The organism is Gryllotalpicola daejeonensis, from assembly GCF_039538145.1.
Classification (GTDB): Bacteria; Actinomycetota; Actinomycetes; order Actinomycetales; family Microbacteriaceae; genus Gryllotalpicola; species Gryllotalpicola daejeonensis.
In genome coordinates this window covers 16,936-43,716 of sequence record NZ_BAABBV010000001.1, presented here as the reverse complement: position 1 = coordinate 43,716, position 26,781 = coordinate 16,936, and the positions used below count along the sequence as shown (strand labels likewise).

Annotated in this window: 36 protein-coding genes and 1 tRNA gene; 21 read left to right on the top strand and 16 right to left on the bottom strand. The window is 68.1% G+C overall.

Annotated features, from left to right (window positions below; all coding sequences use genetic code 11):
* Window positions 1–65: 65 nt before the first annotated feature.
* The 3 genes from ABD736_RS00275 to ABD736_RS00265 all read right to left on the bottom strand — a co-directional run bounded on the left by ABD736_RS00275 (window position 66) and on the right by ABD736_RS00265 (window position 2,605).
* Window positions 66–758, bottom strand: a complete 693-nt coding sequence (locus ABD736_RS00275; protein WP_344789738.1) for an HNH endonuclease — start codon at window positions 756–758, stop codon at window positions 66–68.
* Between the two features lie 166 nt (window positions 759–924).
* Entirely contained in the window at window positions 925–1,371 is a 447-nt protein-coding gene (locus tag ABD736_RS00270; RefSeq protein WP_344789737.1) for a hypothetical protein, read from the bottom strand.
* A gap of 661 nt (window positions 1,372–2,032) precedes the next feature.
* Window positions 2,033–2,605 (bottom strand): hypothetical protein, encoded by a 573-nt coding sequence (locus ABD736_RS00265; RefSeq protein ID WP_344789736.1) that lies wholly within the window; start codon window positions 2,603–2,605, stop codon window positions 2,033–2,035.
* Between the two features lie 246 nt (window positions 2,606–2,851).
* Between ABD736_RS00265 and ABD736_RS00260 the strand changes: the two genes are divergently transcribed.
* The 13 genes from ABD736_RS00260 to ABD736_RS00200 all read left to right on the top strand — a co-directional run bounded on the left by ABD736_RS00260 (window position 2,852) and on the right by ABD736_RS00200 (window position 10,835).
* The gene (locus ABD736_RS00260; protein WP_344789735.1) at window positions 2,852–3,496 is read left to right on the top strand and encodes a J domain-containing protein; all 645 of its coding nucleotides are present in this window, start codon (window positions 2,852–2,854) and stop codon (window positions 3,494–3,496) included.
* Window positions 3,497–3,531: 35 nt separating this feature from the next.
* On the top strand, window positions 3,532–4,044 hold the full coding sequence (locus ABD736_RS00255; RefSeq protein ID WP_344789734.1) for a hypothetical protein: 513 nt from the start codon (window positions 3,532–3,534) through the stop codon (window positions 4,042–4,044).
* On the top strand, window positions 4,041–4,463 hold the full coding sequence (locus tag ABD736_RS00250; protein WP_344789733.1) for a hypothetical protein: 423 nt from the start codon (window positions 4,041–4,043) through the stop codon (window positions 4,461–4,463). The genes ABD736_RS00255 and ABD736_RS00250 overlap by 4 nt, the downstream gene beginning before the upstream one ends.
* The gene (locus tag ABD736_RS00245) at window positions 4,460–4,729 is read left to right on the top strand and encodes a hypothetical protein (protein WP_344789732.1); all 270 of its coding nucleotides are present in this window, start codon (window positions 4,460–4,462) and stop codon (window positions 4,727–4,729) included. The genes ABD736_RS00250 and ABD736_RS00245 overlap by 4 nt, the downstream gene beginning before the upstream one ends.
* Window positions 4,726–5,115 (top strand): hypothetical protein, encoded by a 390-nt coding sequence (locus ABD736_RS00240; protein WP_344789731.1) that lies wholly within the window; start codon window positions 4,726–4,728, stop codon window positions 5,113–5,115. Before ABD736_RS00245 ends, ABD736_RS00240 begins: the two co-directional genes overlap by 4 nt.
* Entirely contained in the window at window positions 5,112–5,843 is a 732-nt protein-coding gene (locus ABD736_RS00235) for a hypothetical protein (protein WP_344789730.1), read from the top strand. The genes ABD736_RS00240 and ABD736_RS00235 overlap by 4 nt, the downstream gene beginning before the upstream one ends.
* Window positions 5,844–5,993: 150 nt before the next feature.
* Window positions 5,994–6,713, top strand: coding sequence for a TetR/AcrR family transcriptional regulator (locus ABD736_RS00230; RefSeq protein ID WP_344789729.1), 720 nt, complete (start codon window positions 5,994–5,996; stop codon window positions 6,711–6,713).
* Window positions 6,710–7,663 (top strand): aldo/keto reductase, encoded by a 954-nt coding sequence (locus ABD736_RS00225; RefSeq protein WP_344789728.1) that lies wholly within the window; start codon window positions 6,710–6,712, stop codon window positions 7,661–7,663. Before ABD736_RS00230 ends, ABD736_RS00225 begins: the two co-directional genes overlap by 4 nt.
* A gap of 152 nt (window positions 7,664–7,815) precedes the next feature.
* Complete coding sequence (locus tag ABD736_RS00220) at window positions 7,816–8,253, top strand: hypothetical protein (protein WP_344789727.1); 438 nt, start codon at window positions 7,816–7,818, stop codon at window positions 8,251–8,253.
* A gap of 799 nt (window positions 8,254–9,052) precedes the next feature.
* The gene (locus tag ABD736_RS00215) at window positions 9,053–9,304 is read left to right on the top strand and encodes a hypothetical protein (protein ID WP_344789726.1); all 252 of its coding nucleotides are present in this window, start codon (window positions 9,053–9,055) and stop codon (window positions 9,302–9,304) included.
* 114 nt (window positions 9,305–9,418) lie between these two features.
* Window positions 9,419–9,985, top strand: coding sequence for an HAD domain-containing protein (locus ABD736_RS00210; protein WP_344789725.1), 567 nt, complete (start codon window positions 9,419–9,421; stop codon window positions 9,983–9,985).
* Entirely contained in the window at window positions 9,982–10,236 is a 255-nt protein-coding gene (locus ABD736_RS00205) for a hypothetical protein (RefSeq protein WP_344789724.1), read from the top strand. Before ABD736_RS00210 ends, ABD736_RS00205 begins: the two co-directional genes overlap by 4 nt.
* On the top strand, window positions 10,233–10,835 hold the full coding sequence (locus tag ABD736_RS00200) for a hypothetical protein (RefSeq protein WP_344789723.1): 603 nt from the start codon (window positions 10,233–10,235) through the stop codon (window positions 10,833–10,835). Before ABD736_RS00205 ends, ABD736_RS00200 begins: the two co-directional genes overlap by 4 nt.
* On the opposite strand, the gene ABD736_RS00195 is transcribed toward ABD736_RS00200, so the two are convergent.
* Window positions 10,836–11,366 carry a hypothetical protein gene (locus ABD736_RS00195; protein WP_344789722.1) on the bottom strand — a complete coding sequence of 177 codons (531 nt, stop codon included), beginning with the start codon at window positions 11,364–11,366 and terminating at the stop codon, window positions 10,836–10,838.
* A gap of 107 nt (window positions 11,367–11,473) precedes the next feature.
* On the opposite strand from ABD736_RS00195, the gene ABD736_RS00190 reads away from it, so the two are divergent.
* Window positions 11,474–12,463 carry a tyrosine-type recombinase/integrase gene (locus ABD736_RS00190; RefSeq protein ID WP_344789721.1) on the top strand — a complete coding sequence of 330 codons (990 nt, stop codon included), beginning with the start codon at window positions 11,474–11,476 and terminating at the stop codon, window positions 12,461–12,463.
* Between the two features lie 499 nt (window positions 12,464–12,962).
* Here the strand turns inward: ABD736_RS00190 and ABD736_RS00185 are convergent, their stop codons facing one another.
* From ABD736_RS00185 to ABD736_RS00170, 4 genes are all read right to left on the bottom strand, one after another.
* Window positions 12,963–13,298 carry an antitoxin VbhA family protein gene (locus tag ABD736_RS00185; protein ID WP_344789720.1) on the bottom strand — a complete coding sequence of 112 codons (336 nt, stop codon included), beginning with the start codon at window positions 13,296–13,298 and terminating at the stop codon, window positions 12,963–12,965.
* A 90-nt stretch (window positions 13,299–13,388) separates the two neighbouring features.
* Complete coding sequence (locus tag ABD736_RS00180) at window positions 13,389–14,048, bottom strand: hypothetical protein (protein WP_344789719.1); 660 nt, start codon at window positions 14,046–14,048, stop codon at window positions 13,389–13,391.
* 251 nt (window positions 14,049–14,299) lie between these two features.
* Window positions 14,300–15,304: a hypothetical protein gene (locus ABD736_RS00175; protein WP_344789718.1), complete on the bottom strand. Its 1,005-nt coding sequence runs from the start codon at window positions 15,302–15,304 to the stop codon at window positions 14,300–14,302.
* 207 nt (window positions 15,305–15,511) lie between these two features.
* The gene (locus ABD736_RS00170; protein ID WP_344789717.1) at window positions 15,512–15,916 is read right to left on the bottom strand and encodes a hypothetical protein; all 405 of its coding nucleotides are present in this window, start codon (window positions 15,914–15,916) and stop codon (window positions 15,512–15,514) included.
* A gap of 187 nt (window positions 15,917–16,103) precedes the next feature.
* On the opposite strand from ABD736_RS00170, the gene ABD736_RS00165 reads away from it, so the two are divergent.
* Window positions 16,104–16,523 carry a hypothetical protein gene (locus tag ABD736_RS00165; RefSeq protein WP_344789716.1) on the top strand — a complete coding sequence of 140 codons (420 nt, stop codon included), beginning with the start codon at window positions 16,104–16,106 and terminating at the stop codon, window positions 16,521–16,523.
* A gap of 81 nt (window positions 16,524–16,604) precedes the next feature.
* On the opposite strand, the gene ABD736_RS00160 is transcribed toward ABD736_RS00165, so the two are convergent.
* From ABD736_RS00160 to ABD736_RS00135, 6 genes are read right to left on the bottom strand one after another with little or no spacing between them, the layout of a single operon-like run.
* A complete protein-coding gene (locus tag ABD736_RS00160; protein WP_344789715.1) occupies window positions 16,605–17,219 on the bottom strand; it encodes a hypothetical protein in 615 nt (204 codons plus the stop codon).
* A complete protein-coding gene (locus ABD736_RS00155) occupies window positions 17,216–17,452 on the bottom strand; it encodes a hypothetical protein (protein WP_344789714.1) in 237 nt (78 codons plus the stop codon). The genes ABD736_RS00160 and ABD736_RS00155 overlap by 4 nt, the downstream gene beginning before the upstream one ends.
* Window positions 17,453–17,469: 17 nt before the next feature.
* Window positions 17,470–17,952 carry a hypothetical protein gene (locus ABD736_RS00150; protein ID WP_344789713.1) on the bottom strand — a complete coding sequence of 161 codons (483 nt, stop codon included), beginning with the start codon at window positions 17,950–17,952 and terminating at the stop codon, window positions 17,470–17,472.
* Between the two features lie 45 nt (window positions 17,953–17,997).
* Window positions 17,998–18,159: a hypothetical protein gene (locus tag ABD736_RS00145; protein WP_344789712.1), complete on the bottom strand. Its 162-nt coding sequence runs from the start codon at window positions 18,157–18,159 to the stop codon at window positions 17,998–18,000.
* A complete protein-coding gene (locus ABD736_RS00140; RefSeq protein ID WP_344789711.1) occupies window positions 18,156–18,710 on the bottom strand; it encodes a hypothetical protein in 555 nt (184 codons plus the stop codon). The genes ABD736_RS00145 and ABD736_RS00140 overlap by 4 nt, the downstream gene beginning before the upstream one ends.
* A gap of 41 nt (window positions 18,711–18,751) precedes the next feature.
* Window positions 18,752–19,174, bottom strand: coding sequence for a hypothetical protein (locus ABD736_RS00135; protein ID WP_344789710.1), 423 nt, complete (start codon window positions 19,172–19,174; stop codon window positions 18,752–18,754).
* Window positions 19,175–19,330: 156 nt separating this feature from the next.
* On the opposite strand from ABD736_RS00135, the gene ABD736_RS00130 reads away from it, so the two are divergent.
* The gene (locus ABD736_RS00130; protein WP_344789709.1) at window positions 19,331–19,738 is read left to right on the top strand and encodes a helix-turn-helix domain-containing protein; all 408 of its coding nucleotides are present in this window, start codon (window positions 19,331–19,333) and stop codon (window positions 19,736–19,738) included.
* Window positions 19,739–19,807: 69 nt separating this feature from the next.
* On the top strand, window positions 19,808–21,247 hold the full coding sequence (locus tag ABD736_RS00125; RefSeq protein ID WP_344789708.1) for a tyrosine-type recombinase/integrase: 1,440 nt from the start codon (window positions 19,808–19,810) through the stop codon (window positions 21,245–21,247).
* A gap of 92 nt (window positions 21,248–21,339) precedes the next feature.
* On the opposite strand, the gene ABD736_RS00120 is transcribed toward ABD736_RS00125, so the two are convergent.
* Window positions 21,340–21,416, bottom strand: a tRNA-Pro gene (locus ABD736_RS00120).
* A gap of 126 nt (window positions 21,417–21,542) precedes the next feature.
* Between ABD736_RS00120 and ABD736_RS00115 the strand changes: the two genes are divergently transcribed.
* Window positions 21,543–22,157, top strand: coding sequence for a GNAT family N-acetyltransferase (locus ABD736_RS00115; RefSeq protein ID WP_344789707.1), 615 nt, complete (start codon window positions 21,543–21,545; stop codon window positions 22,155–22,157).
* Window positions 22,158–22,160: 3 nt separating this feature from the next.
* Here the strand turns inward: ABD736_RS00115 and ABD736_RS00110 are convergent, their stop codons facing one another.
* On the bottom strand, window positions 22,161–23,225 hold the full coding sequence (locus tag ABD736_RS00110) for a LacI family DNA-binding transcriptional regulator (protein ID WP_344789706.1): 1,065 nt from the start codon (window positions 23,223–23,225) through the stop codon (window positions 22,161–22,163).
* Between the two features lie 117 nt (window positions 23,226–23,342).
* Between ABD736_RS00110 and ABD736_RS00105 the strand changes: the two genes are divergently transcribed.
* Genes ABD736_RS00105 through ABD736_RS00095 form a run of 3 tightly spaced genes read left to right on the top strand, consistent with a single transcriptional unit; the run spans window position 23,343 to window position 26,780 of the window.
* Window positions 23,343–24,362 (top strand): alpha/beta hydrolase, encoded by a 1,020-nt coding sequence (locus ABD736_RS00105; protein WP_344789705.1) that lies wholly within the window; start codon window positions 23,343–23,345, stop codon window positions 24,360–24,362.
* Complete coding sequence (locus ABD736_RS00100) at window positions 24,355–25,368, top strand: alpha/beta hydrolase fold domain-containing protein (RefSeq protein ID WP_344789704.1); 1,014 nt, start codon at window positions 24,355–24,357, stop codon at window positions 25,366–25,368. Before ABD736_RS00105 ends, ABD736_RS00100 begins: the two co-directional genes overlap by 8 nt.
* A gap of 44 nt (window positions 25,369–25,412) precedes the next feature.
* On the top strand, window positions 25,413–26,780 hold the full coding sequence (locus ABD736_RS00095; protein WP_344789703.1) for an MFS transporter: 1,368 nt from the start codon (window positions 25,413–25,415) through the stop codon (window positions 26,778–26,780).
* Window position 26,781: the final 1 nt, after the last annotated feature.

Here is a 26,781-nt window from a genome sequence, read left to right as displayed (position 1 = left end):
CAGCTACATGCGGCGGTTTCTTATGAAGGTTGAAAAGCGACTTGGGTGACGTCCAGGCAGCGGGTCTACCCGCGAAGGAGCGCGGCTCGATCAACGAGTCGGATCTCGCTGGTCTCCGGGTCGCGAGCCCACGCGCCCGTCCCGGACGCAAGGTCGGCCAGGACGAGCTGGGCGCGCGGCTCACGCCCGGCGGCCTGGTCCCGTTCGATCCACTCCCCGATCAGGAGGTTGCGGCGAGCGGAGTTGCAGGAGCGGCAGGCTGGCAGCCAGTTGGCCGGGGCGTGGTCGCCGCCGCGGTCGAGCGGGACGAGATGGTCCACGGTGAAGGTCGCGGATGCGGGGACGTCACGACCGGAGAAGCCGTCGGCTCGGATTACCAACGGGCTGTCGCACCAGGCACAGGCCCCATCGGTCATCGCCCAAACGGTGTGGCGCTCTGCTGTCGTCCAGGTCGCAGTCTCCCCGGCCTGAGCGTCGCGAACCTCGCGGTTGGCGGCCGCGCGTTCAGCCTCGGCGATCAGCCAGTCGAGGTGTGAGTCGGAGCAGGCGTGGCGAAATCGCACCCCGGGTTCGGCGAGCACGGGACGCGTGCATCCGCGCTTTCCGCAGGTCTCGACATGAAAGCCGCGGGCGAGGAGCCGGCGGCCGATGGCTGCGTGTTCGGCGCTACACCACCGGACACGCCTGGTCTTGGGGTCGATGTGTGCTTGGCAGAGGGCGCACCGGCGGGGTGCGCGGATTGAGGCGTTCTTCGCCACGGGGACTTCCGATCCGGTCGTGGCGCCAGCGGGGTTGCTGACGACGCCCGGTCAGATGCGGCGGAAGCTCGGTGCCCCGGATCAGGGCATGAAGAAGGCCCCCGGCGATGCCGGGGGCCTCTCGAATCGGAAGTACTGGGTTGTATGCGGCGAACCGCGGCAGCCGCTAAGCCGCCGCGAGGATCTCGGCGATCGTCACCTCACGGGCGTCAGGCCGCAGCTCGCTGGCGACGTCGCTCGGATCGCGGTCAGCGAGGCGAGCGCGGGCGACGAGGCGGATGCGGTCTCCGACGACGTCGAGCGCCTCATGCGCAGGCACGCCGCGACGGACGAGCGTGTGGGCGCAGTGCCCGGCGTAGTCCGTCACCGAGACGCTCGCCCACCCGCGACGCGCAGGCGCCCCGTTGAACGGCTCGAGGCGCTGCGTGAGGCGATCGCGCAGGAGGCGGAAGGTGGCGAGCTCGAGGTCGGGGTCGCCGTCGGCGAAGCGCGGGAGCTCACGCTCCGGCATCTCGAGGCCGAGCTCGGCGACGACGCGGGCGAAGACGACGCGGGGAGCGCGCGCCAGCAGGTGCTGCTCGACGCGGTCGGCGAGCTGGGTTGTGGTGAGCATGGCGCATCCTCGAGGTCTCGGGTTGGTGGGGTGCTTTCACCACCACCTATGCGGTGATGTGCGCGGTGGCTGGGTTGGCGGCGCAGATGATGTGCGCAGCGCGACCGCAGGGGACGGCTGTCGCAGCCGTCTGAACCTGTCAAGAGCTGTTCGCAGCTGTCGGAAGGCCTGACGGAGGGGTCGAGCGGGCCGAAATCCCTTGTCGTGACTGGGGTCTCGACCGTTCTGGGGTCGTTGCGTGGGTCCTGTGTCTGGTCCCATTCCGCAGGAGGACGCTATATAGAGATCTGGATTGAATCTAAGTGCCGAAATCGGCGAAATATAGGACGCTCCCAAAATCCCTATGAGAGAGAGTAGAGATCTAATACATAGGACATACTCTCTCTCTCTTACAGTTTTACCCCTGGTCAGGGTCCAAAAATGGATGCGGCCAGGAGGACGCGACTCCGTCGGACAACCGTCGGACGTGGCCCGAATCTGTCGGGCGGCGCCGTGCGTCTATCTGAGGTGGCAAGTGGCTCAGGAGGCCCAACGGGGCGTACTCGGGGTGAAATCGCGCCTACGGGGCGCACAGGGTCGCTGAGAGGCATGTTTGAGCAGCCTGCACCCGTGCTGGGCGCGCGCTGGAGCTATCGTGCCTGGAAGCTGGGCAAGGAAGAACTCAGCAGCCCGACTCAGGGCAGCCGCTCTCCGCGTTCCGCTTCCGATCGTCGATGTAAGAGCCGAGCTGGCTGATCGCGTTCTCGAAGTCGGCGGCCGTCCCTGGCTTCAGCGTGAGCTGTGGGGCGCCCTCCGGCTCGTATTCCGCTGGCAAGAACGAGCTGAGCAGCTGTCCCTCGAGGTCCAGCGCGCTGCTGCTGATGGTCCCGGTGGCCGTGCCGGTCCAGCCGAAGACGCTACCGCCGTTCGATGCGGTCAGACTCACCTCGTCGCCCACCTCAGTGCCTGTCAGCGTGGCGCTCGCTACGGTCACCGGCTGGGCTCCACTGGTCGCTGGGTAGGCGGCCTGCATCTGCCCGCTCAGCTGCCCGTCGTCGTCCACCCACGACAGGAAGATCGTGTAGTCCATCGTCGCGCCGAGCGACTCGGCGCCGATCCACCCGTCTGATTTCGCTGCGGCCGTGGGCGTCGGATTCACGGTCACCGTGACGGCTGGCTTCGGCGTGAGATAGGAGCATCCCGCGAGGAGGGCCACCGCAAAGATCGCGACGAGAGAAGCTCGGATTCGGCGCACGGGCTCAGCGTATTCCGGCCACGTGCGCCCAGCATGGCGGCAGAGGCTCCACGGTTGTGCCCAGTCCGGGGCACAGCGAAGCTGACCAGGGGCCCACTCGCAGCTCAGCTCAGCCTGTGCCCCGCTTGGAGAGCAGCCCCGGGGGACACGCTCATCCCTTCTCCCGTTTCATCGCATCTTCCTCGACGTAGGCACCTCCCGCCTGCCCGGCCCGTCAAGCCGGTGACCCCGTCGAAAGCGATAGCGATGAGCGCCCCCACCCTCTCCCCCGCAGAAGCGCGAGAGCTCCTGCACGTCGAACGTGGTGCAGCGCCCGAGACCATCTCGCGTCGTTTCCGCGAGGCGATGCGCGCGGCGCATCCTGATCTTGGCGGTGACCGCGATCTCGCCGCTCGTCTGAACGCCGCCCGCCAGCTCCTGCTCACCGCGGCACGCGCTGACGAGGCATCCGTCGCCTGGCGCTCGACAGACGCACCTGCCCAGGCTCCCGCCGCTGAGCCGAGCGCCTCGACCCTCGCCCACGAAGCACGTCTCGCAGCGGGCATCGAGGCTCGCCTCGCCGATCCACCCCGACGTCGTGACCCGCGAGCCGCTCGCTTCCTCGGGGCGATCGCCGCTCCCGTCTTCGCAGCGAGCATCACAGCGGAGGTCATCGGCAGCCACCACGGCGAGCTCCCCACCGGCTCGGCGGTCTTCGCGATCCTCGCCCTCGTCGCCGGCATCCGTTTCGGAACGACCCGGGCGCTCGGCGTGCTCTTCGCGGTCGTCGCGCTGGTCTTCGCTGGCGTGGAGGTTCATGACGCCGGAGGTGCTTGGTGGGCGGTCGCCGGCCTCGTTGCGCCGCTCCTCGCACCTCTTCCGCTGCGCGCGGTATCCCGGGGCGAGCGGTGACCGGGTTTCAACCGGGTGCGGGCCTTGAATCCCTCATGAGCGAGAAGAACGGGCTGCTACTTACCGCGGGCCTTGAATCCTCCATGAAGGACGAGACCCAGCTGCTACCTCCCGCGGCACCTCATCAGGGTATGCAGGACAAGAGGATCATCTGGGGCCTTACCGCGGTCGGCGCTGTGCTCCTGACTGGGGTGTTCTTCGCCCATGCTGTGGTCCCCGTGGCCGTCACCTTCACTGTCCTCGCAGCCGTCTTCCTCGGCTCCTTTGCCCTGGTCCCGCTGTCGCGGCGGATCGAAGCATCCGCCGACGCCAGCCTCGAGCGCCGCGGCGTCGTCGGCCGCCGCCTGGCCCATTTCAAGACGGCGATCTTTTCGACCATTGCAGCGCCGGCCCTCGCCGCACTCGCCTTCGCCTGGGCCGAGATCTGGATCACCGCTTTCGGCTCGATCTCGGTAGGCGCGATCGTCGCGCTGGCCACAGCGCCCGCCGCGTTCGCGGTCCTCGCCGCCGCCTGCTGGGCGCGTTTCACGAAGGGCGGTCGCGCATGAGCCCCCTCGCCCCGCAGCCCGTCGCGCAGAGCTATCAGCTGGCGGCTCGCCGTCAGCGCGCCGCCGCGCTCCTCCGTGTCACCGCTGGCGAGATCACGGTCCCCGATCTGATCCGCGAGGCGTGCTCGGAAGCCGGGCGCCCGCTGCTCCGACTCACGCTCAGGCAGGTGCTGCTCGCGCAGCCGAAGTGGACGAAGGGCCGTGTCGAGCGGACGCTCATCCGGCTCGGTCAGGTTCTCGAAGCGGATCTCGGCGAGCATGCCCGCCTCAACCTCGCCTGGCTCGTTGACCCGCGCTCAGGCGGCAGGCGGTTCACCGCTTTCTGTGACTGCCTCGTCCCCTCACAAGCGCCGCCATGGGACGGCTTCCCCTGGACCCCGCGACCGAAGCCCGCCCGACGCGAAGGAGCAGCAGCATGACCGATCCCACCCTCGACGAAGCCCAGAAGGTCCTTGGCGCGCCTCCCGATGCGCTCCCCGCTGATGTGACCCGCGCACATCTCAGCGCGTTCTCGCAACTCCTTCGCCTTCCTCAGTCGGCCCAGCGCACCGCCTTCGGCCGAGAACTCCGTGCGGCGCACGAGCTCGTGCTCACCGACGCGTGGGTCAGATTCTCGACGCCGACCACAGCGACCGCGCGCCCGAAGCCGCGCCGCCGGCGCAAGCCCAAGAAAGGAAACTCATGACCCCGACCTCCGCCCCGTCCCGCGACGTCACCGACGCGCTCCACGAAGCGTCCCGACCCGAGCTCGCGCTCCTCGAGGACGCACGCCGCGTCGCCGCCGGGCTCCACGGTCCTGAGGTGGCGTGGCTGAATGTCGGCGCGGCGGCCGCACGCCGCGGCATCTCATCGGACCAGCTCGAAAACTTCGCCCGGCTTCAAGGGCTGCCGCAGACCGCTGCGGCGCGCGCACTCTTCGACCTGGGTTATGCGGTCCGCAGCGTCGAGCTCGCGCTCGGCGAGCAGCTGATGTTCGACTGGCCTCCGGCCGAGATCGAGGCGGCTGAGAAGCTCGACCAGGCGCTGGGGCTCCTGCGTGCGGCGTTCGACATTCTGGCCGGTGCACGATGATCGCTCACGACCGACAGAACCTCTTCGCGTCGCTCCCGTTTGCTGGCGGCAACCCCGCAGAAATCCGCGAGCTGCGCCTGCTGGTCGCGGAGATCGAAGTCGAAGCGGTGTCCAACGCGCTCGCAGTCCAGTGGGAGCGCCTCGACACCGAGGCCCTCGAGCTTCCAGGCCCGCTGGTCACGCAGGACGCGCAGTTCTTCAAGCTGATGCTCGACAATCGCTTCGCCGTGGTCGAGCACGACGCCTTCGCCCTCAGCCCTTTCAATCAGCTCCTCCCCGCGGCCTTCAAGCTGCACCTCGATAGCGACGGCGACCTCTTCGACAACCTCGACGCGTTGCGCGACCGGCTCGCCATCGGGTCGAACCTCGTCGACGCGGACAAGACCGGCGAGACCTTCGAGCTGGTTCTCGGTACCGGCGACTTCAACGAGTTCGCGTCGGCTCCACGATTCGGTGTTCGTGTCGCCCCTGAGCAGCCGGACTTCTCGACGGGACAGCTCGCCCGCGATCTTGCGGATGCCGTGATGCGAGTGACCGGGTCGCGGCTCGACATGATCCGGCGAGCTCTGCCGCGATCGGTTCATCGCCACGTGATCAACGTCGGGGTTGGAGCGCTCTACGTCGCGGCGACCTCAGACGGTGACCTCAGGTCGTGGTGTTTTGAGGGTGTCGAGGGCGGGCTCACAGATGCGATTCGAGCACGGCATGAGCTGCTCCACGCGGCGTGACGTGCTCACCGAGGCGGATGCGCAGCGCATCGTCTCGGAGGTCGAGGCGGGGCTCTCCGTCCGACGCCGCGGCGCAGGGTTCCAGCCTCGGCCCGGCCCACCTTGAAACCAGCGATATACATGCTCAAGGATCTGGTATATCGTGGATACATGCCGTCTGGTCGCGACCGTCTGCTCACCGCCGCCCGTTCACTGCTTTCTGCGCAGCCTGACCGCGAGCCGAGCACGCGCGAGATCTATACGGCGGCTGGTGTCGGTGCCCCGACCCTGTACCACCACTTCGGAGACAAGGACGGGCTGTTGGACGCAGCCATCGAGGACGCGTTCGGCGATTACCTCTCGCGCAAACGCATGGTTCCGCAGACCGGAGATCTTCTCGCCGACTTCGCTGCGGGCTGGGACATGCACGTGCGCTTCGGCGTCGAGAACCCTGCGCTTTACCGCCTGATGTACTCGGCGAATGACGGCCGGCGCTCCAGTTCCGCTGAGACGGCCGAGAAGGCGTTGCGGGAGGGTCTCGAGCGCCTCGCGGCTGCCGGAATCCTCACCGTCAGCATCGACGAGGCCGTAGCCATGACGACTGCGACGGCCATCGGCTGCGTGACCGAGCTCGTGCGAACCTCACAGCCCGCAGAAGCGCCTGTTGCTCATCGCATGCGCGACACGCTGATCGCCGAGCTGAGTGGCGGTGGCGACCAAGTAGATGACGCCGCAAAGGCCGCCCGAACGCTGCTCTCGCGTATGCCCGAGGTGGAACAGGTCATGACGTCGCCCGAGGCGGCGCTGCTTGGCCAGTGGCTGAGGACTCTCGCCGCTCACTTCGACCAGGCGGCTTCAACTCCGCCGCACCTGAAAGGACACACCGAATGACGAACCCGACGAACTTGACGCTATCCCTGGGCGGAGTAAACGATGTTCCCCGCATCGGCTACGGCGCAATGCAGCTATCCGGAACCGGCGTGATCGGTCTGCCCGACGACATCGAAGGGGCGATCAGTCTCCTTCAAGCCGCCGTTGCAGAGGGAGTCCACTTCTTCGACACGGCGAACGCCTACGGCCCGCGCACCGTCAACCAGCTGATCGGCCGGGCCCTTGCACCCATCGCCGACGACATCGTGATCGGGAACAAGGTCGGGGCCTGGCGTGGGCCTCACGGGGAGTGGCTCACCGACAGCCGACCCGAAACGGTGCGCGCGCAAGTCGAAGACGCGCTTCTGGACATGCGCTCCGAGACCAGCGCACTCACCTATTTGCGGCTGTGGGGCGACAGCCAAGCTCCGGGAAACGCACCTGAAACCGACGTGCCGCTGGAGGACTCGCTCGGCGCGCTGGTCGAGCTTCGCGAGGAAGGCAAGATCCGCCACATCGGAATCTCCGGCGCCTCACCGGAAATGCTCGAGCGAGCACAGCGGATTACCCCAATCGCTGCCGTACAGAACCGCTTCAACCTCGTCGACCGAAGCGGGGTGGAGGTGCTTGCTGCATGCGAGCAGCAAGGCATCGCCTTCGTCCCCTACTTCCCGCTTGCCACCGGCGGACTCGGCGCGATCGCCGCCCTCGAACGGCCGGCTTCGCGTCTCGGCGTTCCAACGTCGACGGTTGCGCTCGCATGGCTGCTCCGCCGCTCCCCCGTGATCATTCCCATCCCCGGCACGAAGTCACTCGGGCACCTACGCAGCAACCTTGGTGCCGCGCAGGTCGCGGACCAGCTCACTCTCGATGAGGTCGAAGCGCTCACTGCCGTGCAGGACGAGAGCGTCGCCCGCCTCGACATCATGCCCGACGAGATGCTTGATTACCTCGCGTCGAGGCGCAGCTAACGCGTTCGGTGTCCGCTCGAGGACGCGGATGATCTGCTCGAAGTGGAGCTCAGTATTCGAGCGGTGGGCGTCCGCCCTCTCCGCGCTGGGAGCGCCGCACATGCAACTGCTGGGCCGTCATTGCGGGCGTGTCCGCCGCGCACATCCACGGCATGAGCAGCACACAGTCGACCATCGCCCGCCGCCGCACCCGCACCCCCACCGGCGAGTTCGCTCGCGAGCCCGAGAAGCCCGGCATGCGCCGCGAGTCTGCGGTCAACCTCCACCCCGACGGTCTCGCCTCTGATCTCGCCAGGGCCGAGGCTCGCGACGAGCACATGCGCGATCACCTCGAAGCGAAGCTCACCGACCTCGACGGCCGCATCAGACTGGCCCGCTCTGGCAGCGAGGCACGACGCCGCCTGAACGTGAACCGCACCTCCCTCGTGCAGATCCTGGACCTCGCCCGCGACTCGATGATCGACAACGCCGCACGTCGCTCGGGCGCCAAACTGTCCGAAGACCAACGCACGCTGCTGCGCGAACGACTCGAAGACGAACCGTTGACGAACGACGAGCTCGCCGCCGAGATGGGAAGCGCGTCAGCCTAAGGGTGGCTCGCTCCGCGTCTCGCCCATTAAGCACAACAGCCGCGTCTCGGCTTTTGGGGTTCCGAGGGCGGCTGCAGTGATTTTCGGGTGGGGTTGGGGGCGACGAACTTGTCGTCTTGAATGAGTCTGCTCGACGATCCACAACTTTCGCGCAGCCTCGGATCAGGGCTGCCGCAGGCATGGCCCTCAGCTACCCCCAGAGTGCGGGTAGCGCGGCTCGCCGCCTCAGCAGACGTCACGTCAGGAGCGGAGCGTCCGCGGGCTCCCCGCACACATCCCCGGTATGAGAACCGTTCGGGTCAGACAGGGTCAGCATGCCGATGGCAGCGTGGCAGCGCGCGCCCACACCCGCCGCTTGCCTAACGCACATGAGAACACGGCGCCCGAGGTCTCGCTCTCAGATTCACCGGCCGCTTCGGCCACGACTCCACTTGCCCACCCCGAACCCTTCGCTGATGACCGAGAGTGGGCTCGCGCGCTCCTCAGCACTGATCCCGACCTCCGCCAACGCGGCGTTGATGCCTACAACGCCGCGTTCGGCCTCGACTGGACTCATGCCCAGATCATGGCCGCGGTCCGTGCCGACGCACGCCGCGAAGAGCGGGAGAACCGGGCCGCGCAGCGTGCGCAAGGTCCCGCCCGAGGCCCCCGAACCCGACCGCGGCGCCGACACGCGGGCGTTCTCGGCGCCTTCTGGGACGGATTCATGGACGAACTCGCCCGCCGCCGCGCATAGGGATAGTGGAGCCGGTCGGCGAACCCGAAGCTGGCCGGCTCCTCTTTTTCGGGAGGAGCGGTCATGGCAGCGGAGCAGGGTGAGGTCACCTTCTGGCTGAAAGGCCGGTGCTTCGTCGTCGAAGCCCCGTACTCCGCGGAGTGGATCGCCGAGGCGAAGCGCCGCTTCGGCCGCTGGGACTCCCTGCGCGGCCACCGCGGCTGGTTCTTCGAGCGACGCCTGGATGACCACCGTGTTCGCCAGATGACCGAAGCCGCCAAGCAGATCTTCGGCACCTCCCCGCGCATCGTCGACCTCGACGCGGTCGCCGCGTGAGCGCGGAGCGGGAGCGCCTGGACGCGCTCATCCTCATGCTTCGCGAGCGCGGTTTCGATTGCCGCCTCGCTGCCGACCTCTTGATGACCCGCCGACCGACAGTTGGAGCTGACCGTGACTGATAGGACCGTCGCCATCTTCATCGACCTCGACGGGGTCTGCGCAACATGGAAAGACAACGAGCCCATCGAGTCGCCTGCGTGGCCCGACTCGCGCCACATCGAGGTGCAGGTGAACCGCGGTCACGGCTACCGCGAGGTCTTCCCCCTCACCTACTCGCCGACGATGGTCTCCGAGCTTCGCGAGATCCTCGACGACCCGCGAGTTCAGCCTGTCGCCCTGACGACCTGGCTCGAGAACGAGATCTACGTCAAAGCTCACCGGATGATGGGCCTCCCGCCGATGCCGGGCGCCAGAATGCCCGCGCGCGATGCCAAGCGTCGCCTCCCACTCGGATGGAAGCACCGCTCCCTGCGCGAATGGCTCGAGCACAACGACGCTGTCGCCGGCGTCATCTGGATCGACGACCAGGACGCGGCATCTGACCTGCCCTGGCCGCGTATCGTCTCCGAGGCGCTCGGCGTCACACCTCTCCTCGCGATCGCCCCGGACGAGAGCATCGGCATCACGCCGGAGCATGTGGTGGCGGTCCGAACGTTCATCGACGAGGTGACGCGATGAGCGCCGATCCGCGCCGCGACGCCCTCGCCGAGGCTCTCGCCGGTCAGGGTGTCGAGGTTGCTTACCTTCACCCGATCGCCCCGCCCTTCATCGTCTTCGTCGGCGCAGCAGGCCGTGATGCGCTGCGTGTCCCGGTGATCCTGCGCGCCGCCCGGCTCGCGCTCGGCACCGACGACGTGCGCATCACCTTCCTCCCCGCATCGGCATCGTTGCCGCCCGATCTCATCCGCATACTCTCGGAGCGCTCATGACCGACGACCTCGAACGGCTCCTCGCGACCCTCGACCCGGACGCCAACGAGCTGCGCCCCGGCCTCACCGACTTCTACGTCGAGCTCGCGTCCGGCGAGACGATCGTCGGCGATACCCCCGACGAGCTGGTCGAGATCCTCGTCGCCCGCGACCTGCTGCCGATCCGCCGCTTCTCGCGCACGTGGAGCGACGATGCGCGCCGGCTCGCCCTTCGCGCTGTCTGGACGGATCGCCTCGTCGTTGAGTTGCGGCGACGCGCCTACCGGCGGTGGCATGGCCAGAACTCGCTCCCCCGTCGTCGCGAGATCCTTGCGGCGATGCCCGCCGGCATCCGCGCGATCGTCCGGGGCAAGCACCCGCGCGCGTGGATCGCACCGAGTGTTCCGTGGCTCCCCGAATGGCCGTTGGCGGTGGCTACTGCCGAGTGCTGGGAGCGTTTCGACGACCGCTTCGATGAGGTGATGAGTCGGGCCGGGTTCCCTGTCGCGCGTCTCCACTCAGCGACGGCTTCGCAGTTCCTGACGTCGGTGCGCTTGGCATTCGGAACTGTTGTCGAGCATGGCGTCCTCATCGACGGCGTGAGGACCGCGATCAAGTAGTCATCCGCGGCGGAGCCCAGCTCGCCGCTCCCTGTCGAAGAACCGGGCACGCCGCAGCGCGAGCCCTTCGAGGACAACCGCCTCGATACACCACGCCGTCACCGCTGCTGTCGCCTGCGCGAAACTCATAACCTCGCACTCCGGCGCCTCCAACACGGTGCCCCACCCCGTGCGAATGAATCGCGTCGTCTCCGACCCGCCCGGCGCGAAGAGCCGCTCGAACATGCCGCCTTGGCGGCAGATCTCGACGACCATTCCTCGGCCGCCGGCGTCGCCACCGACCTGGGCGTCCATGGTCAGCTCGCGGTGTGAGACGAAGGCCCACATGAAGCCGCCCTGGTGAACTCGGCGCAAGACGGTCGGGATCATCGCCACCGTGATCGGCGCCGGAGTGCCGGCCGGTGACTCGTGCGACGCCTCGAGAATCAGCTCGCCTGGGTCCGGCAGCTCGTTCAGAGCGAGGTCGAGATCGGGTTTCCCGAGCCGTCTGAGATCGAGGGCGGAATCGGGCTGGGCGATGGATGAGATCACTCCATACCTATGCGCGGCACCCCGAAGGGCTCGCTAACGCGACCGTCAACATCCGGAAATATCGAATAGCGAACATTCATGTCGGAGGCACCGCGCATAGTCGACGCGTGACTCTCGAACCGCTCCCGCAGACCACCCTGTCTACCTCCCTGTCGCGTCCAGAGGTGCATGCGCAGCGGATCGCAACCGCGATCGAGTCGGCGCTCGCTCCGTCGACGCGGAAGGCGTATGAATCCGCCCTCGCACGTCTCACCCGGTGGGCGCGCCGCGAAGGGTTCACAGACCCAACGTCGTCAGTGTGCCTCGCGGCGTACATCACCGACCTCGAGGCGACCGGCCGCTCCGCATCCACCGTCGGCCAGATCCTCGCTGCGGTCAGCCGCCACGCGTTCGAGCGGGGAAATCCGGACCCGACGGACGACCCAGTGCTCGTCCAGGTTGTCGAGGGCGTGCGCCGGCGCATAGGCCGGCAGCACACGGTGGAGCGGGCCCACGCGCTGACGACGCCGGAAGTTGTGCGCATCCTCGCGGCCATCGACCAGGAAACCGTTGCCGGACGCCGCGACGCATGCATGATCGCGACGTTCCTCTACGCGGGTGCGCTGCGCCGCTCCGAAGTCGGGGCGCTGCGCCGCAGCGACGTGGTGGCCGGGGCTGACGGGCTCCGGGTGACGATCCGATCGTCGAAGGGCGACCAGCACTCGGCAGGTCAGGTGATCGGTATCGCGCGCGGCAAGCACACGGCGACCGACCCTGTGCGCCTGCTCACGCGGTGGCTGGCCGTCCGAGGGAAGATCGGGCCGGATGCAGCGCTGTTCCCGCGCGTCACGCGGACCGGTGTTCCGACCGGAGCCGGACTCACCGGTCACGCGGTCGGGCGGATCATGAAAGAGCGCGCCGCGGTGGCTGGTCTCGACGCCGAGAAGATTAGTGGGCACTCGGGACGCCGCGGTCATGTGAGTACCGCTGTGCTCGCAGGCAGCGATCTCGCGCTCGTCGCGAAGCAGACTCGACACAAGGCGCTGTCTACTCTGATGCTGTACGCCGACGAGCTGCGCGTACTCGAGAAGACGACAAGCGCCGACCTCGGCCTGTGACCCGCCGGCGCGAGTTCGCGTTCCGAGACGCCCCGAGTTCGCGATGCGAGCGCAGCGAGTTTCGCTGCGCCCGTCGTGACGCGGCACGCCTCGGCTCGGAACGCTGCCGCGCGCGCCGGTTGCGGCTTCCCCGAGCCCATCCTCTTTCGGCTCTCTCGGTCTCGTATTCGCTCCCGCTCACCGTCCCGGCTTCGCCGGGTCGCGCATCGTGTCGCCGCGTGTCAGCGCGCCCATCATCGCCACCGCCCCGCCTGCACGTCTCCGTCGCGCCTCAGGCGGCCGGTACCGGCCGCCGTCACGTTGTCGCCACGCTCACGCCTCTGCGAGCCGGGTCGCCGCGACGCGCAGCGGTCACGTGACGCGGGGCGGACGTGCCGGGCTCGTGGCGGGGTTCCGGCGAGAGCGGCGACGAAGTCGGCGCGGCCCGAAGGGTGAGCCGTGGAGGGCGCACGCGAGTTGACGCAAAATCTGCGACAACTGGTCCAGGCCAGCTATCGCGCTAGTCGTCCGCCGGCAGCCCAAGCCGCGCCCGGGTCCGTGCGACAACCTGCTCGGGTGTCAGCTCCCCGCGCGCGAACGCCCCAAGGTCACCTTGCAGATCCTCACTCAGCTCAGCGCCTTCGAGTCGCCACGACGCGATCGCCTGCCGGAGCATGTGCCACCTTCGGACGCCTTCGATCAGCTGCGCGGAGCCGATCTCACCCTCGACGTAGCGGTCGAAGAGCGGGCGGAGCTCTGGCGAGAGCGGAGGCTTGCCGTCGAGCTCGCCAGAGCGTGCGGCCTCAGCCACCGAACGCGCACGGCGCTCACGTTCTTCGTCGCTGATCTTTGGCATCCGGAGCCTCCCTTCACCCGGCCTATGCGCGGCCCGTCGGAAGCGGCGGCCGCCACGATGGGCGGGCCGCCGCTTCCGACGGGCTCGGGGTCAGGCGAGCGTCGGCTGGACGAGGATGAGCTCCGGCGTGATGTCGCCGTCCGCGCGCAGCCGCTCGACGCGCTGGACTGCCTGGCGCAGCGCCTTGGCGAGGGCCTTCGGGGTGGCGTCGTCGGCGACGTGCGCCTCGGCCGAGCACTGCGGGTTATCTCGGTCCCACACGCGGTGCACGAGTACGTCGCGGCCGTTCTCCTTCGCCCTCTGCGACCCGCTCCACTCCGCCCACGTCGGGATGGCCAGGTATGCCGCCAATGACTCGGCGGCCATCTCGCTCGCGTCCGGCAGCTGGGGGTCGCGCCACGGGTTCTCGAGGTCGTCGTCTTCGCGCCAGAGCTCGTGGACCGAGCCGAACAGCGCGGCGCGGACGTGGCGAGCCACCAGTTCGGCTGGCTCGACGTCGGCGTGCGGCTCGACCTCGACGTAGAAGGGCAGCGACTCCTCGTCGTCTGCGCGCAGGGCTGAGACGAAGATGCGGCCTTCGCCGTCGTCGTCCAGGTCGACGACCTGACGCTCGATGCGGCGGCCTCGGTCGATGAACGCGGTCCAGGTGAGACCGCCGCTATCGGTGGTGATGAGACCGAGGGTCGCGTGGATGGTCGAGAGGTTCTCGGTGAGCTCGGCGATGTTGATGATGCTGTGGTTCTTCCTCATGAGGCGCGCCCTCCTTGGGCGCGGTTGGGTTGTTGGAATCGGATGAGTGGCCGCGAGACGGCGCGGCCGGCCGTGGATTCGGGAAAGGGTCGGGTTCACCAGGGCAGGTGCTTGGCGATGTACTCGCGAGCGAGTTCCTGGACGTAACGCGGTGAGCTTGCGCGAGCCCGCGTGATGTCCGCGCGGTGGAGCGGCCGGCGAACCTCCGCGAGCAGCTCCGGCTTGTCAGCGGCCCGGTGTAGTGCTTCGCGTCACGCTCGGTAGTCGTCGTGCAGGCCGACCTTCGACAGCTCGATGACGCCGTCCGCCCTCTGCCAGTAGTGGAGGCGGCGTGCTGACGGGGTGTTGGTCTCGATGTCCACGCGCCAGCAGGTCGCCCCGTCCTCGCGGACGCGGGCCGGCCCTGCGTCTCCGTCTCGAAGCTGGTGCAGGCGACGGCCCCGGACGTCCTTCGCCCGGCCGGTCAGCACATCGACGGCGGCGCGCAGAGCCTTCCCCTGCTGCTCCGGGTCGAACTCCGCCAGAGAGCGCGCAAACGCGTCACCGAGCTCGTAAGCCGGGAGCGGGTAGAGCTCCTTCTCACGCGCCTCGACGCGCTGGACCCACGCGTTGAGGATGGCGTGCCGCGCCGCATCGTCGGCGTTGTTGAACCGCTCCGGCTCGAACGGTGCGGCAGCGCCGGTCGTCGGTCGCGCCTTGCGTGCGGCGGTTGCGGTGCGCCGTTCGACGGCTGCCGCCCTGAGGCGCGCGTTCTCGACGAGCAGGTCGCGGACTCGCGCGTCGTCGGCTGCGCGCGCCTCAGCCAGCTGTCGGCGGAGGCGGGTGACCTCGTCCTCTACTGGGGCGATTGCCGGCCGCTGCTCCGGGCGGCCAGGCAGGTAGCTGCCGCGCAAAGCGAGGTGAATGAGGGCGTCCTCGCGGCGGCGGGTTGAGTCGCTGTCGAAGCCGGGCAAGAACAGTTCAGATGTGGTCGCCGCGTCGCGCATGCTGAAGCCGCGGGGGTAGATGCGCGTAGCGCCGCCGAAGGCGCTATAGGTCTTGCCGACCTCGTCTGAGAGAAGGAAGGCGGTCTTGAAGTCGATGGTGAAGACGTCGGCGCGCGTTCCGGTTTCCAAGTCGATGCGCTCCGCGTTGTAGGGGATTGCGCCGTTCTCGGTCTCGCTCACGAGGACGAGAGACTTCTGCCGGGTGGGCCGATTGACGAGCCCGATGAGCTCGTGCACGTCGTAGATGGAGTGGATGGTCTGGACGGTCATGCTGTGCGCCTCCTGGCGCTTGACCGTTGTATCCGGTAGGTCAGCCGCGGCACCGTCCTTCGGTGCTGCGGTATGTATGCGCGGCCGATTTGCGCGCCGTGCTACCTGTCTGGAAAAACCGGCCCGAACCCTTGAGTTTCCGCGGAAAAGTTCTTGCTTAGGGTTCGGCTCGCCGAGCTATAAGCGCCCAGATACGGGACGTATCCATCAGAAATCGCGCCGGTCATCGTCTGTCGTCTCACGCCCGCCGACTGCAAGGTCCCCCGGCTGCGCTTGGGCGATCCAGTCTCGATACACCCGATGCCGGGGGTGCGATTCGTCGAGGTGGCCGCGGCTTGTCCGTCCAAGTGCTGCGGCGATGGCCGTGGCGGGTATGCCCTTGACTCGCGCTTGGCCTATCGCCAGGTCGATCTCCGCTTCGAGTTGGTCGCGCGATGTCGACAAGAGCGCGAGCATGAGCAGCGATCGGTCGATCTTCACGCGGCTCGACTCGTTCCGGGCAACGAACCACAGGCGCCGCCAGAACTCCCGAGTCTCGCGAAGGGCCCCATTTGACCGGCCATCACGCCACTCGCGGATCGGTGCGACATCGAACGGTTTGCGAGGGCTCACACCATCGACACTATGTGGGAGCCGCACGCTGCCGGCGCGCCCTGCGCCCCGCGCCCTCGTCCCGCTGCCGCCCCGTCATCCGATTCGCCGACGGTGCGCCCGGTGCTCGCCGGCTGTGGCCCGCGGGCGTCACGGAATGCGGGACGTTGGCGCGCCGTGTGTCCTCAGCCGCCGCTACGCTCCACCCATGCCCCTGACCGAGACCGAGCTACTTGTCCTCACCCAGATCCACATCATCGGTCTTCGGCACTTCGACGGGACAACAGCCGAGCTCAACGACTACGTCGGCCTCTCCGTCCAGCCTGACATCGTGCAGCGGCTAATCGACGACCACCTCATCTACCGCTCCGACGATGATGAGCGGCTCTTCCGCACCACCGACGCTGGCCCGCAGGCGCTTGCGGGCTGCCAGGACCTCGTGGACGCCGTGCGATCCCTCTTCCTCCTCCAAGCGGAGCTGTGGAACGCCGGGGCCCGAGACATCCGAGTCCTCGGGCCGAATGACATCGCGCATCGCGTCGACGACATCGAAGTGCGGCACGAAGACGATCTCGTGCTCGATGAGGCGACCGTCGCCCGCATCAAAGCGATCGTCGGGGCGGAGTAGGAGCGCACGCCGAGGCCTGTCGCGGTGGTGCGGACGAGCGCGACGCGCAGCGCCCGCTGAGTGCGCCGCAACACGACGCACTCAGGGTTCGTGCCGCCAGCAGACCCGACCGATTCCCGCCCAGGAAACGAACCGCGTGATCGCTCCGCGATCACCGCAGAGCTCGCAGGTCTGGTCCGCCGCCTGCTTCGCGTAATCGACTGCCTGCTGCCCGACGCCGTCGAAGACGTCCGCCTCCACAGCGAGCCGGCTCCACGGATCGGTGCTCACCGCGTGCAGCACGCCCCGGGGGACGCGGTCTATCTCGCTATAGGGGCCGCCGGCGAGATCGCGGGCGAGGACGTAGGTCAGGTGCAGCCATCCATCGGGGATCTTCGTCAGCACGAGCCCTGGCACGAGCTCGTGGATGTATTTCTTGTCGCGGGCGGTGCCGGGACGTGGCTTGCGAGCACGCGCCAGGACGTCACGGATCTGGACAATGACCGTCTGGTGCTGCTCGCTGGTTTCCCATGAATCGTCCGTCCAGAGCGCGCCGTTCAGGAGCTGCGCCCACTCGTCGAGACGACGGAGCATCGCCCGGCGGTCGTCGGGGATCGACCCGTACTTGCCGCGCGGGGGAATGTCGGCAGCCCTCCGCAGTCGCACGAGCTGGGCACGCAGCTCCTCGTCGTCGATCGGGGTGAGCGGTCGGATCACAGGTCGTCTTCTTCCTTCGCGTCTTCGAGTGATTGCACCGCGTGCTCGACCTCGTGCGCGGCCATGCGCAGCCGCCGAATCCGCCGGCCGAGCACCGCCGCCTCCGTCGCCGCGAACGGTCGGCCGAAATCAGGCTCCACCTGCGCCTCCGCGGCGACCCTGTCCGCCAGTGCTTCGATCCGTTCCTCGACCTCGTCGAGGATCTCGATCAGCTCCTCTATCACGTCATTCACCGGAGCCGGCGCTCGCGTCAGTGCTCGACCCCTCTGATCTGGCAGCGCGCATCCTCGACGACGTCGCCGGGGATCGGGATGCCGCGGTCCTCCTGGACCGCAGCCACGGTCTCGTTGATCCGAGCTTCGCGCTCGTCAATCCACACCTGGACCCGAGCAGCGACCCACGCCGGATCGAGCTGCTGGCTGACCGCCGCGAGGTCCGCGGCGACCCGGCCCCACAGCCGACGGATGTCGGCATCCGGCAGCTCGATCCCGTGCGCCGCCGTGTGGATGCGGAAGATCGAGGCGGCGACCTCGTCGGCATAAGTGAACCTGTGTGCCGCGCCGTCATCGTCCTCGCGGATCGCGATCAGCCGATGGTCGTGCTCGGCAGCGGTCGCGGCGTAATCCGCCGCGATCTCGGCGCGCGCCATGGTCCGCAGATCGAGGAAGATGCCCGGGTGGAGGCGTTCGATCTGAGCGATGCGAGCGGTGAGCTGATAGCGGTCGTCGGTCATGCCATGACTATGCGCGGATTGAACATGTCGGAGGTTCCGACGGGTTCAACGCACCTTCCGCCCAAGGGCCGCCAGCAGCTCGAAGACGGCGACGGAGAGCACCGCGACGAGCGCCGCGGCGTCCACGGGAAGATGCTGCGCGCACGTGAGCGCGACGGCGTCGAGGAGGATGGCGGCGAGACACGCGGCGTGGGTGCGGCGGGTCACCAGGGCCCGTCCCGGTCAGCGTCGGCGGAGCGATCCAAGAGGTGCAGATCGTTGATCGCGGCGATGGATTGCAGCATGCTCAGCTCATCGAGGTCACGGATGATCTCGACCCGGCCGCGCGGCAGGCGAGGCTGGCGGGAGAACAGCACGCTGCTCTCAGCGACGTATAGCGGGACCGGGCCCGGCCACGCACGGATGCCAGACCATCTGCGCTTGTCGGCGCGCAAGACGCGGGCGATGTTGCCGGGAAGCAGGTCGAGAGCGCCAGCACCGTGCTCTTCCTCGTACTGGGAGATCTCACGCAGCTGCAACGCCGTCGCGGCACCGATAGCGAAGTCGCGACGAGCAGCGAACTGGGCGGCCAGATCCGCGATCGTGGGGCGCGGGGTGGCCGGATATCCGGCGATGACGGTAGCGATGAGATCGGATTCCGTGGTCCCGTAGTGAACTCGACCGTGGCGAAGGTCGCGCAGCTCAAACCGGAAGAGCTGGCCGCGCGCGTCGAACTGCGGGTCTTCGCGTAGCTCGCCGTCGAGGATCAGCTTCGTCACGCGGTGACTATGCGCGGACGGCTCGTGGGCGCTGCGCGACGTCAGGAGCCGAGGATCGCGCGGATCGCTTCCAGGTCGTGATCGCGGCTCCGCCGCAGCCGGCCGTTCGGCCTCGCATCGAGCTGAGTCGGTGTGATGATCACGAGGCGCAGGCCATGCTGAGGGATCAGCTGCTCTCGACGCCGGTCGTAGAGCCGGCGTTGCGCGCCTCGATGGACACCTGACACAGTCATCCGCTCGGGCTTGTCAAAGAACGCCACAGCCTCGTTGTGCTGCTTCTCGCGGTACTCCACGACCAGGCCGAGCTCAGGCCAGTAGGCGTCCACCGGAAGCCGGCGGCACGAACCGTTCCGGCCCGGGTCGCCGACGAGCCAGTCGAAGCGATGCTGGCGCGAGCAGGGGGTGCCGAGGACGAGATCGCAGAGGTCGAGGACGTAGTGCTCGTCGGAGTCGGCGCGGGTCATTTGGCCAGCCTGTCACGTCGGTCCGGCACAGCCGGCATCAGCAAGCGCGCATATACATGGTGAGGGATTTGCAGCGGAGGCTGTTCAACCCAGCCCCGGCTTGGGAGCCCGCATAGGGAGGAGGTGAACAGCGATTCCCTTCCCACCTTCCTCTCCGTGGCCGAGCTTGCGGCCCACCTCCGCGTGCCGGTCAAGACCATTTACGACTGGAACACCAAGGACTCAGGCCCCAGGTACCTGCGGCCGCTTCGTGACTGCCTGTATACGCAGGCAGACATCGACTCATGGGCCGATGCTCACGAGGTCGAAATCCGCGGCTACACGGCGCCTCGAGCCGCGTCAACGGCCGAGCGGCGTTACCTGACCGTCGAAGAAGTCGCAGCGTTGACCCACACGAGCAAGCACGCGCTGTACCACTTGAACTGCCACGGTGGCGGACCTCGCTTCCTCCGCCTCGGTCGACATGTCCGATACCTCGAAAGTGACGTTCTCGCCTGGTTGGTCGTGCAATCTGAGGAGCGGTTCGGAGCGGCATCGGATAAGCGGTGGGCTCCTGCGGCCTGACAATCACCTCAAGATACAATCTCGGGGTCGGCGGAAACCTGCCGCATTCAAAACTCGAGATGGAGCCCGATGGCGCGCCCGAAGAACGCTCCCGGCACGTTCGGCAAGATCAATACGACGCTCGTCAAGCTTGCCGTCCCACCCGACGTCGATCTGCTCAAAGGGATCGAGGCACCGGTGCAGGTACTCGGGTGGTTGCGGGAGCACCCCGAGGCTGTGGTGAAGATCGCGTCCGCGGCGCTGCGCAAGAACCGCAAGGTGACGAAGACGTTCGAGGCGGAGACCCGCGTGACGCCAGAGCTTGGCGGAAAGCCGTTCAAGGTCACCGCCTGGGGCGAAGGTAGCGAATCGGCTGCCGAGGTGGCGCTCCGCGCGAAGCTCGCGAAATCCGGCTTCCTCCGCCGCCAACCCGGACGCCGAGACGGTTCGACGGCCCTCACCCCCGAGAGCACGATTGCCGACCTCATGCGTGTCTACGAGGAACGTGTCATCGACGATCCGCACAACGCAAAGAGATGGAAGGAAGCGACGAAGCGCATCAAGCGCGAGGCCGTCGCCCTCATCCGGGAACGGATCGGGAAGCTTGAGCTCGTGGAGACAAGGGCGTCATCCATCGACACCTTTCTGACGGCGCTGCGTGACGAGGAACGCGAGCACGATCGCAAAGAATGTCAGATCGTCCTCAAGGATGCTTTCTTCCTCGCGATCCGCCTCGACGCTGTCTCCCCGGGCAACAACCCCACCGTCGCTCAGGAGCCGCCGCTGCGCAGGTCCAAAGAGGAGATTCAGGGGGGCGTTGTCTGGATGGACGTCGACCAGGTTCAGCAGGTTCGCCTCGATCTCCGCAGATACGACGTCGAACGCATCGGCAAGGCCGGACCGAAGCCGACGCCGAAGTTCCGAGCCCTCTTCGACGTCCTGATCGCGACCGCCACGCGCGTCAACGAAGCGCTGGCCATCCGCAAGCGCGACATCCTCTTCGACGACGAAGGCCGCATGCTGATCTGGATCAACGGGACGATCGCTGTCAACGAATCCACGAGGAAGCTTTTCCGCCAGGACTCCACCAAGACAGGACGCGAGAAGGTCGTCATCCTTCCGCAAGCGACGGCCGAACTCCTAACTGCCCAGCTCGAGACGATCGCCGACAAGCCCGACGACTGGCTCGTGTTCGGGACGAAGACGGGCCAGCCCGATCAAGAAGGGAACGTGCGCCGCGGGCTGGAAACGAGGTCGCAACTGCTCGCCAACGTCGGCAACGACGGGGTGCAACTGCGAACGAACGGCAAGTCGCAGTTCCACCTGCACGCGACACGTTCAACAGCAGCTACCCACGTCGCCCGTAGCACGAGTATCGAGAAGGCCGCCGGGCTGCTTGCGCACGATGGCCTCGGAAGCATCCACCACTACACGCCCGCCGAGATGCCCACCGCCGACGAGTCGATCCTCGATGCGATGGAGGCGTTGCTGCCCGCGCTACCCGAACTCACTTCTACCGGTGACGAGTGAGAACTTCCGAATGATCCTGCCGGGTTTATGCCGAGTTTGCGGAATCTCGGACATAAGATGAGGCCCGGAATCCGCATGATTCCGGGCCTCTTTGGTCGGGCTGACAAGATTTGAACTTGCGACCCCCTGACCCCCAGTCAGGTGCGCTACCAAGCTGCGCCACAGCCCGTTGTCGACTGCGCCGAGGCGCGGACAACTTGACCATCATAACGTGCGGCCCGGGGCTCAGACGAATCGAGGTGCGCCGGCCAGGCGTCAAATCCCCAATGTCGGTCGCCGGGCCTACGGTGTCGACATGGCAGAGACGCTGAGCGACGCGCAGCTGCGCATCGTGCCTGCGAACGAGGCGAGCTGGTCCGACATCCAGGCGATCTTCGGCGCACGTGGCTGGCCGCACACGTGCCAGTGCCAGTGGTTCAAGATTCCGTCGAAAGACTTCAAAGCCGCGTCCTGGCAGCAGCTCGAGCAGTTCCAGCGCGAGCTCACGCACTGCGACGAGCCGAATGCGACCGCGACGACCGGGCTGGTCGCCTATCTCGAAGACCAGCCCGCGGGGTGGGTGGCGGTCGAGCCGCGCGCGAACTACGTGCGCATGCGGGCGCAGCGCATCCCGTGGCTGGGTCGCGATGAAGACAAAGACGATCAGGATGTCTGGGCCATTACATGCTTCGTCACCAGAATCGGTTTCCGCGGCCGCGGCCTGATGGCGGAACTCGCCCACGCAGCCGCTGCCTATGCACGGGAACGCGGCGCGAGGGCGATCGAGGGTTATCCGCTCGTCGTGGCACCCGGCGAGCGCCTCGCATGGGGCGAGCTCTTCGTCGGCGCCCGAAGTGCGTTCGAGGCAGCGGGCTTCACCGAGGTCAGCCGGCCGACCGACCGCCGCGTCGTCATGCGCATCGACTTCTGACGGCTATGCGACCGCCGCGCCCGATTCTCCGCCGACCTCAGCCGATGCCGCGCCTGGCGCCTCCGTCGACTGCCGCACGACCAACTCAACCCCGAGCGTCACCTGCGTCGACGCGACGGGCTCCCCCGACATCAGGCCGAGCAGCATCTCGGCGGCGGCAGCGCCCGACTGCTCGAACGGCTGGCGCACGGTCGTGAGCCCGAGCCCGGCGGCGAGCGGCCCATCGTCGTAGCCCGCGAGCGAGAGGTCCTCCGGCACCCGCACACCCGCGGCGGCGAGGGCGATGCGCGTTCGCGACGCGAGGTCGTCGTGGCTGGCGAACACCGCGGTGGCGCCGCTCGAGCGCACAGCCTCTGCCAGGGCGGCATCGGCCGAGGCATCCGTCGCCCCTGGCGCTTCAACGGGCACGACGCCCGAGCTCAGCCCGGCCTTCTCGAACGCCGCCAGCAGCCCGCCGGCGCGTTCCATGCCGGCCGAGACGTAGTCCAGCGAGCGCTGCGCATCATGCACGAAGGCGATGCGCTCGTGACCGAGCCCGATGAGGTGCTCGGCCACGAGCCGGCCACCCTCACGGTCGTCGATCTGCACCGACGGCGTCTGCCCGTCACTCGCGTCGAGCAGCACGACGGGCGGCCCCCAGTCGGCGAGCTTGGCGCCGCCCTCGCGCGACAGCGGCGCGCCCATCACGATGATCCCGTCGACCCCGGCGCGGATCGGCAGTGTGTCGAGCAGCGGCGCCTCCGCTACCGCGGTTGATTCCAGGTCGTAGACCATCACGTCGATGCCGGTGTCGCGCAGCCTGTCGAGCACGCCGGTGAGTCGTCGCGAATAGCTGGCATAGCTGGTGAACGGTGCCGCCACGGCGATGCCGACCGGTCGCGCGCCCGTGCGCGCACGCCAGGCGCCGTCCGGACGATAGCCGAGCTCGCGCGCAGCCTCGACGATCTTCTTGCGCGTGGCGTCGCTCACACGATGCGGGTGGTTGATCGCGAGGCTGACCGTCGAGATGCTCACCCCCGTGCGCTCGGCGATCGTGTAGATCGTGGCGCGCGCCGCTCTGTCTGGCACCGTTGCCCCTTTCGCTGAATCTGAGCGTACACTCGGCTTCGGCGCTATCGAAGTACTTCGATAGCGCGCACGCCAACTCACGCGACCACGCACCGACCGGCTCAAAGGAGAGTCCGCATGCCGCGCATCAATCCGCTCATGGACCCGTTCATCACGGCCGCCACCGCGAAGCTCGCGAAGTTCAACACCCCGCAGCCGAAGGATCCGGTCGCGCGCCGCCTGCGCCAGCAGGAGCAGAGCCGGCTCTCGGTCGCCGAGCTCGGCATCCCGATCGTCGACGTCGCGACCGAAGACCACACCGTCGCGGTGCCCGGCCATCCCGACGCACGCCTGCGCGTGTACTGGCCGACAAGTGAGCGGGCGGATGCCGGTGCAGGCCTTCCCGTCTTCGTGTACTTCTTCGGCGGCGGCTGGACGATCGCGGGCATCGACGATATCGGCTGGGACGCCACCGAGCGCCGCCGTGCCGCGGCCGCCGGCGCGATCATCATCGCCGGCGAGTACTCGCTGGCCCCCGAGAACCAGTTCCCCACCCAGCCCGATCAGTGCTGGGCGATCTTCGAGTGGGCGGTGCAGCACGCGACCGAGCTCGGTGGCGACCCGGCCAAGCTCGCGATCGGCGGTGCGTCGTCGGGTGGCAACCTCGCGGCGGCCGTGACCCTGATGAACCGCGAGCGCAACAACCATCCGATCCGCCTGCAGGTGCTCGAGGCGCCGTCGGTGGACCTGACCATGAAGCACGCCGACACCAAGGGCCTCAAGACCGGCGTCCCCGACGCGATCCTGCGCCGCCTCGGCGGCATGCTCATCGACCAGTACCTCGGCAAGGGCAACAAGGCGGCACGCAAGGACCCGCTCGCCTCTCCGTTGCGCGCGGCATCACACGTGGGCCTGCCCGAGGCGCTCATCATGACCGCAGAGCTCGACCCGCTGCGCGGCGATGGCGAGGCGTACTACCGCGCGCTGACCAAGGCCGGTGTTCCGGCCACCTGCATCCGATACATCGGCCAGACCCATACCTCGGGCGGACTCGTCGGCCACGTTCCGGCCGCCGACCACATCGACGCGACCGTCGTCGGCGCGATCCGCGCGCTCGCCACGGCTCCGGTCACCTACCCGGTCCTCGCCGATGTCTGAGGTGGATCTGGAACCCGGCGCACTCGCCTGGGTCGCCCGCATCAATGAGACCTCGGCGAGGCTTCCCGGGCTCTTCTCGAGCGATCTCACCGCGATGCGCGCGGCATCGACCCAGCTCGCGAATGCGCTCGCGCGGGAGTTCACGGCGCCGGCTCCCGAGGACGTCGTGATCGACGAGGTCGAGATCGACGCAGGGGGCCGGATGCTTCGCCTGCGCCGCTACGCCCCTGAGGGCATCTCGAGCCCGCGCCCCACCCAGGTCTTCCTGCACGGCGGCGGCTTCATCAAGGGGTCGCCCCGCGAGCTGCAGAACGATCGGATTCTCGCCGCTCGGGCCCGCGGCGCGGGCATCCAGGTCCTCTCCCTGCAGTACGCGCTCGCCCCAGAGCACCCATACCCCGTCGCGCGCGACCAGCTCATCGACCTGCTCGCCGCACTCACCGCGACGCCCGAGCTCGCGGACGTCGACGCAGCCCGGCTCGGTGTCGGCGGAAACTCGGCGGGTGCGGGGGTCGTGGCGACGGCCGTGCTGAAATGGTGTGCAGACGACGGCGCGCCCCTCGCCCACCAGTTGCTCGAGGTGCCGCCCGCGACCGTGCGCGACTTCGGCGAATCCTTCGAGCTCTACGGACGCGGCTTCGGCCTCGACGACATCGACCAGCTCACCGCACTCATCCTGCCCGAGGGTGCGGCCGACGAATACGCCTCCGCGCTTGACTACGCGCGCCGACGCGAAGCCCCGATCTCCGGCTACCCGCGCACGCTCGTGATGACCGCCGAGTACGACCCGCTGCGCGACACCGCCGAAGAGTTTGCGCGCGAGTTGCAGCGGCTCGGCGCACCCGTCGAGCTGATCCGCGGGGCCCGGCAGCTGCACGGCGGCTCGGCGCTGACCGCTGCCACCGACGGCGCGCGCCTCTGGCAGCGCCGGGCGATCGACGAGCTCAGCGCCGCCTACGCCACTGCCGCCACTGCCGCACAGCCCACCAGCGCAGGCTCCGCCTGATCGCAGCCCGCCCGACCGACCACTCCGACAGGAAGCAGACGACGATGTCCGCACCACTCGACCCTGAGGCGCCCGCCGACGGCGCCGCCGCCCTCGAACAGCTCATCGACCAGTCGGCGGCCACCGGCGCCGCATCCAATGGCACGGCGCCAGAACCCGACCTCGACCCGAACGGCGAGGCCATTCTCGGGCAGAAGCAGCGCGGTTGGTTCCTGCCCGTCTTCGTCATCGCCTGGTTCGGCATCAGCCTGTCGGGCGGCACGATCGGCGGCGCCTCGGTGCCACGCGCGCTGGCGGTGATGGACAACGCGCACAAGGACTCGAACCTCGCGATCGTCGCTGCCATCGGCGGCGTCGTCGTGATGATCATCACACCCTTGTTCGGGCGGCTCTCCGACCGCACGCGGTCTCGTTTCGGCATCCGCCGCCCCTGGTTGCTGTGGGGCACGCTGCTCAGCATGGTCGGCATCGTCGTCCTCGCGTTCAGCACGAGCCTGCCGATGGTCATCATCGGCTGGTGCATCGGGCAGATCGGTTTCGGCGCGGTCGCGATGGCCCAGCACGCGATGCTCGCCGACCAGATCCCGAAGCGCATCCGCGCCCGCATCGCCGCAGCCGTCAGCGTCTCGGCCGGCATCGCCACCATCGCCGGCACGCAGCTCGTGGCCCTCACTGCGAACGGTGCGCAGTGGCTGTGGTTCCTCGTGCCCGGCGTGATCGGCACGGTGCTCTCACTGCTGCTCGTGTTCGCGTTCACGGACATCGTGCGCACCGACCATGCGATCGAGCCGCTCGATGTGAAGGCGATTCTCTCGTCCTACTGGCTCAACCCACGCCGCTACCGCGACTTCGCGTTCGCGTGGGCCTGCCGTCTGCTCTTCACGATCTCGATGATCGCGATGTCGCTCTATCTGCTGTACTTCATCATCGACCACCTCGGAGTGCCCCTGAAGCAGGCCTCAGGCGTTCAGGCGACGACGATCGTGTGGAACTTCGCGGGCCTGATCGTCTCCACCATCCTGTTCGGGTGGCTGTCCGACAAGTTCCGCCGCCGCAAGCTCATCGTGTGGGTCTCGTGCATCGTGGCGGCCGCCGGCCTGCTGCTGGCGATCCTCGCGCCCAGCGAGCAGATGTTCTTCGTCGCGGCGCTCATCATCGGCGTCGGCAACGGCGCCTACTCGTCCGTCGACGTCGCGATGATGACCGAGGTGCTGCCCGACTTCAGGAACGCCGGCAAGGACCTCGGCGTCGTCGCACTGTCGTACGAGCTGCCGCAGATCATCGTGCCCGTCATGGCCGTGCCGATCCTCGCGATCGGCGGCGGCAACAACTACGGCGCGCTGTGGATCGCGGCGATCATCGCCGCGGTGCTCGGTGCGATCGCGGTACTCCCGATCCGCTCGGTGCGGTAAT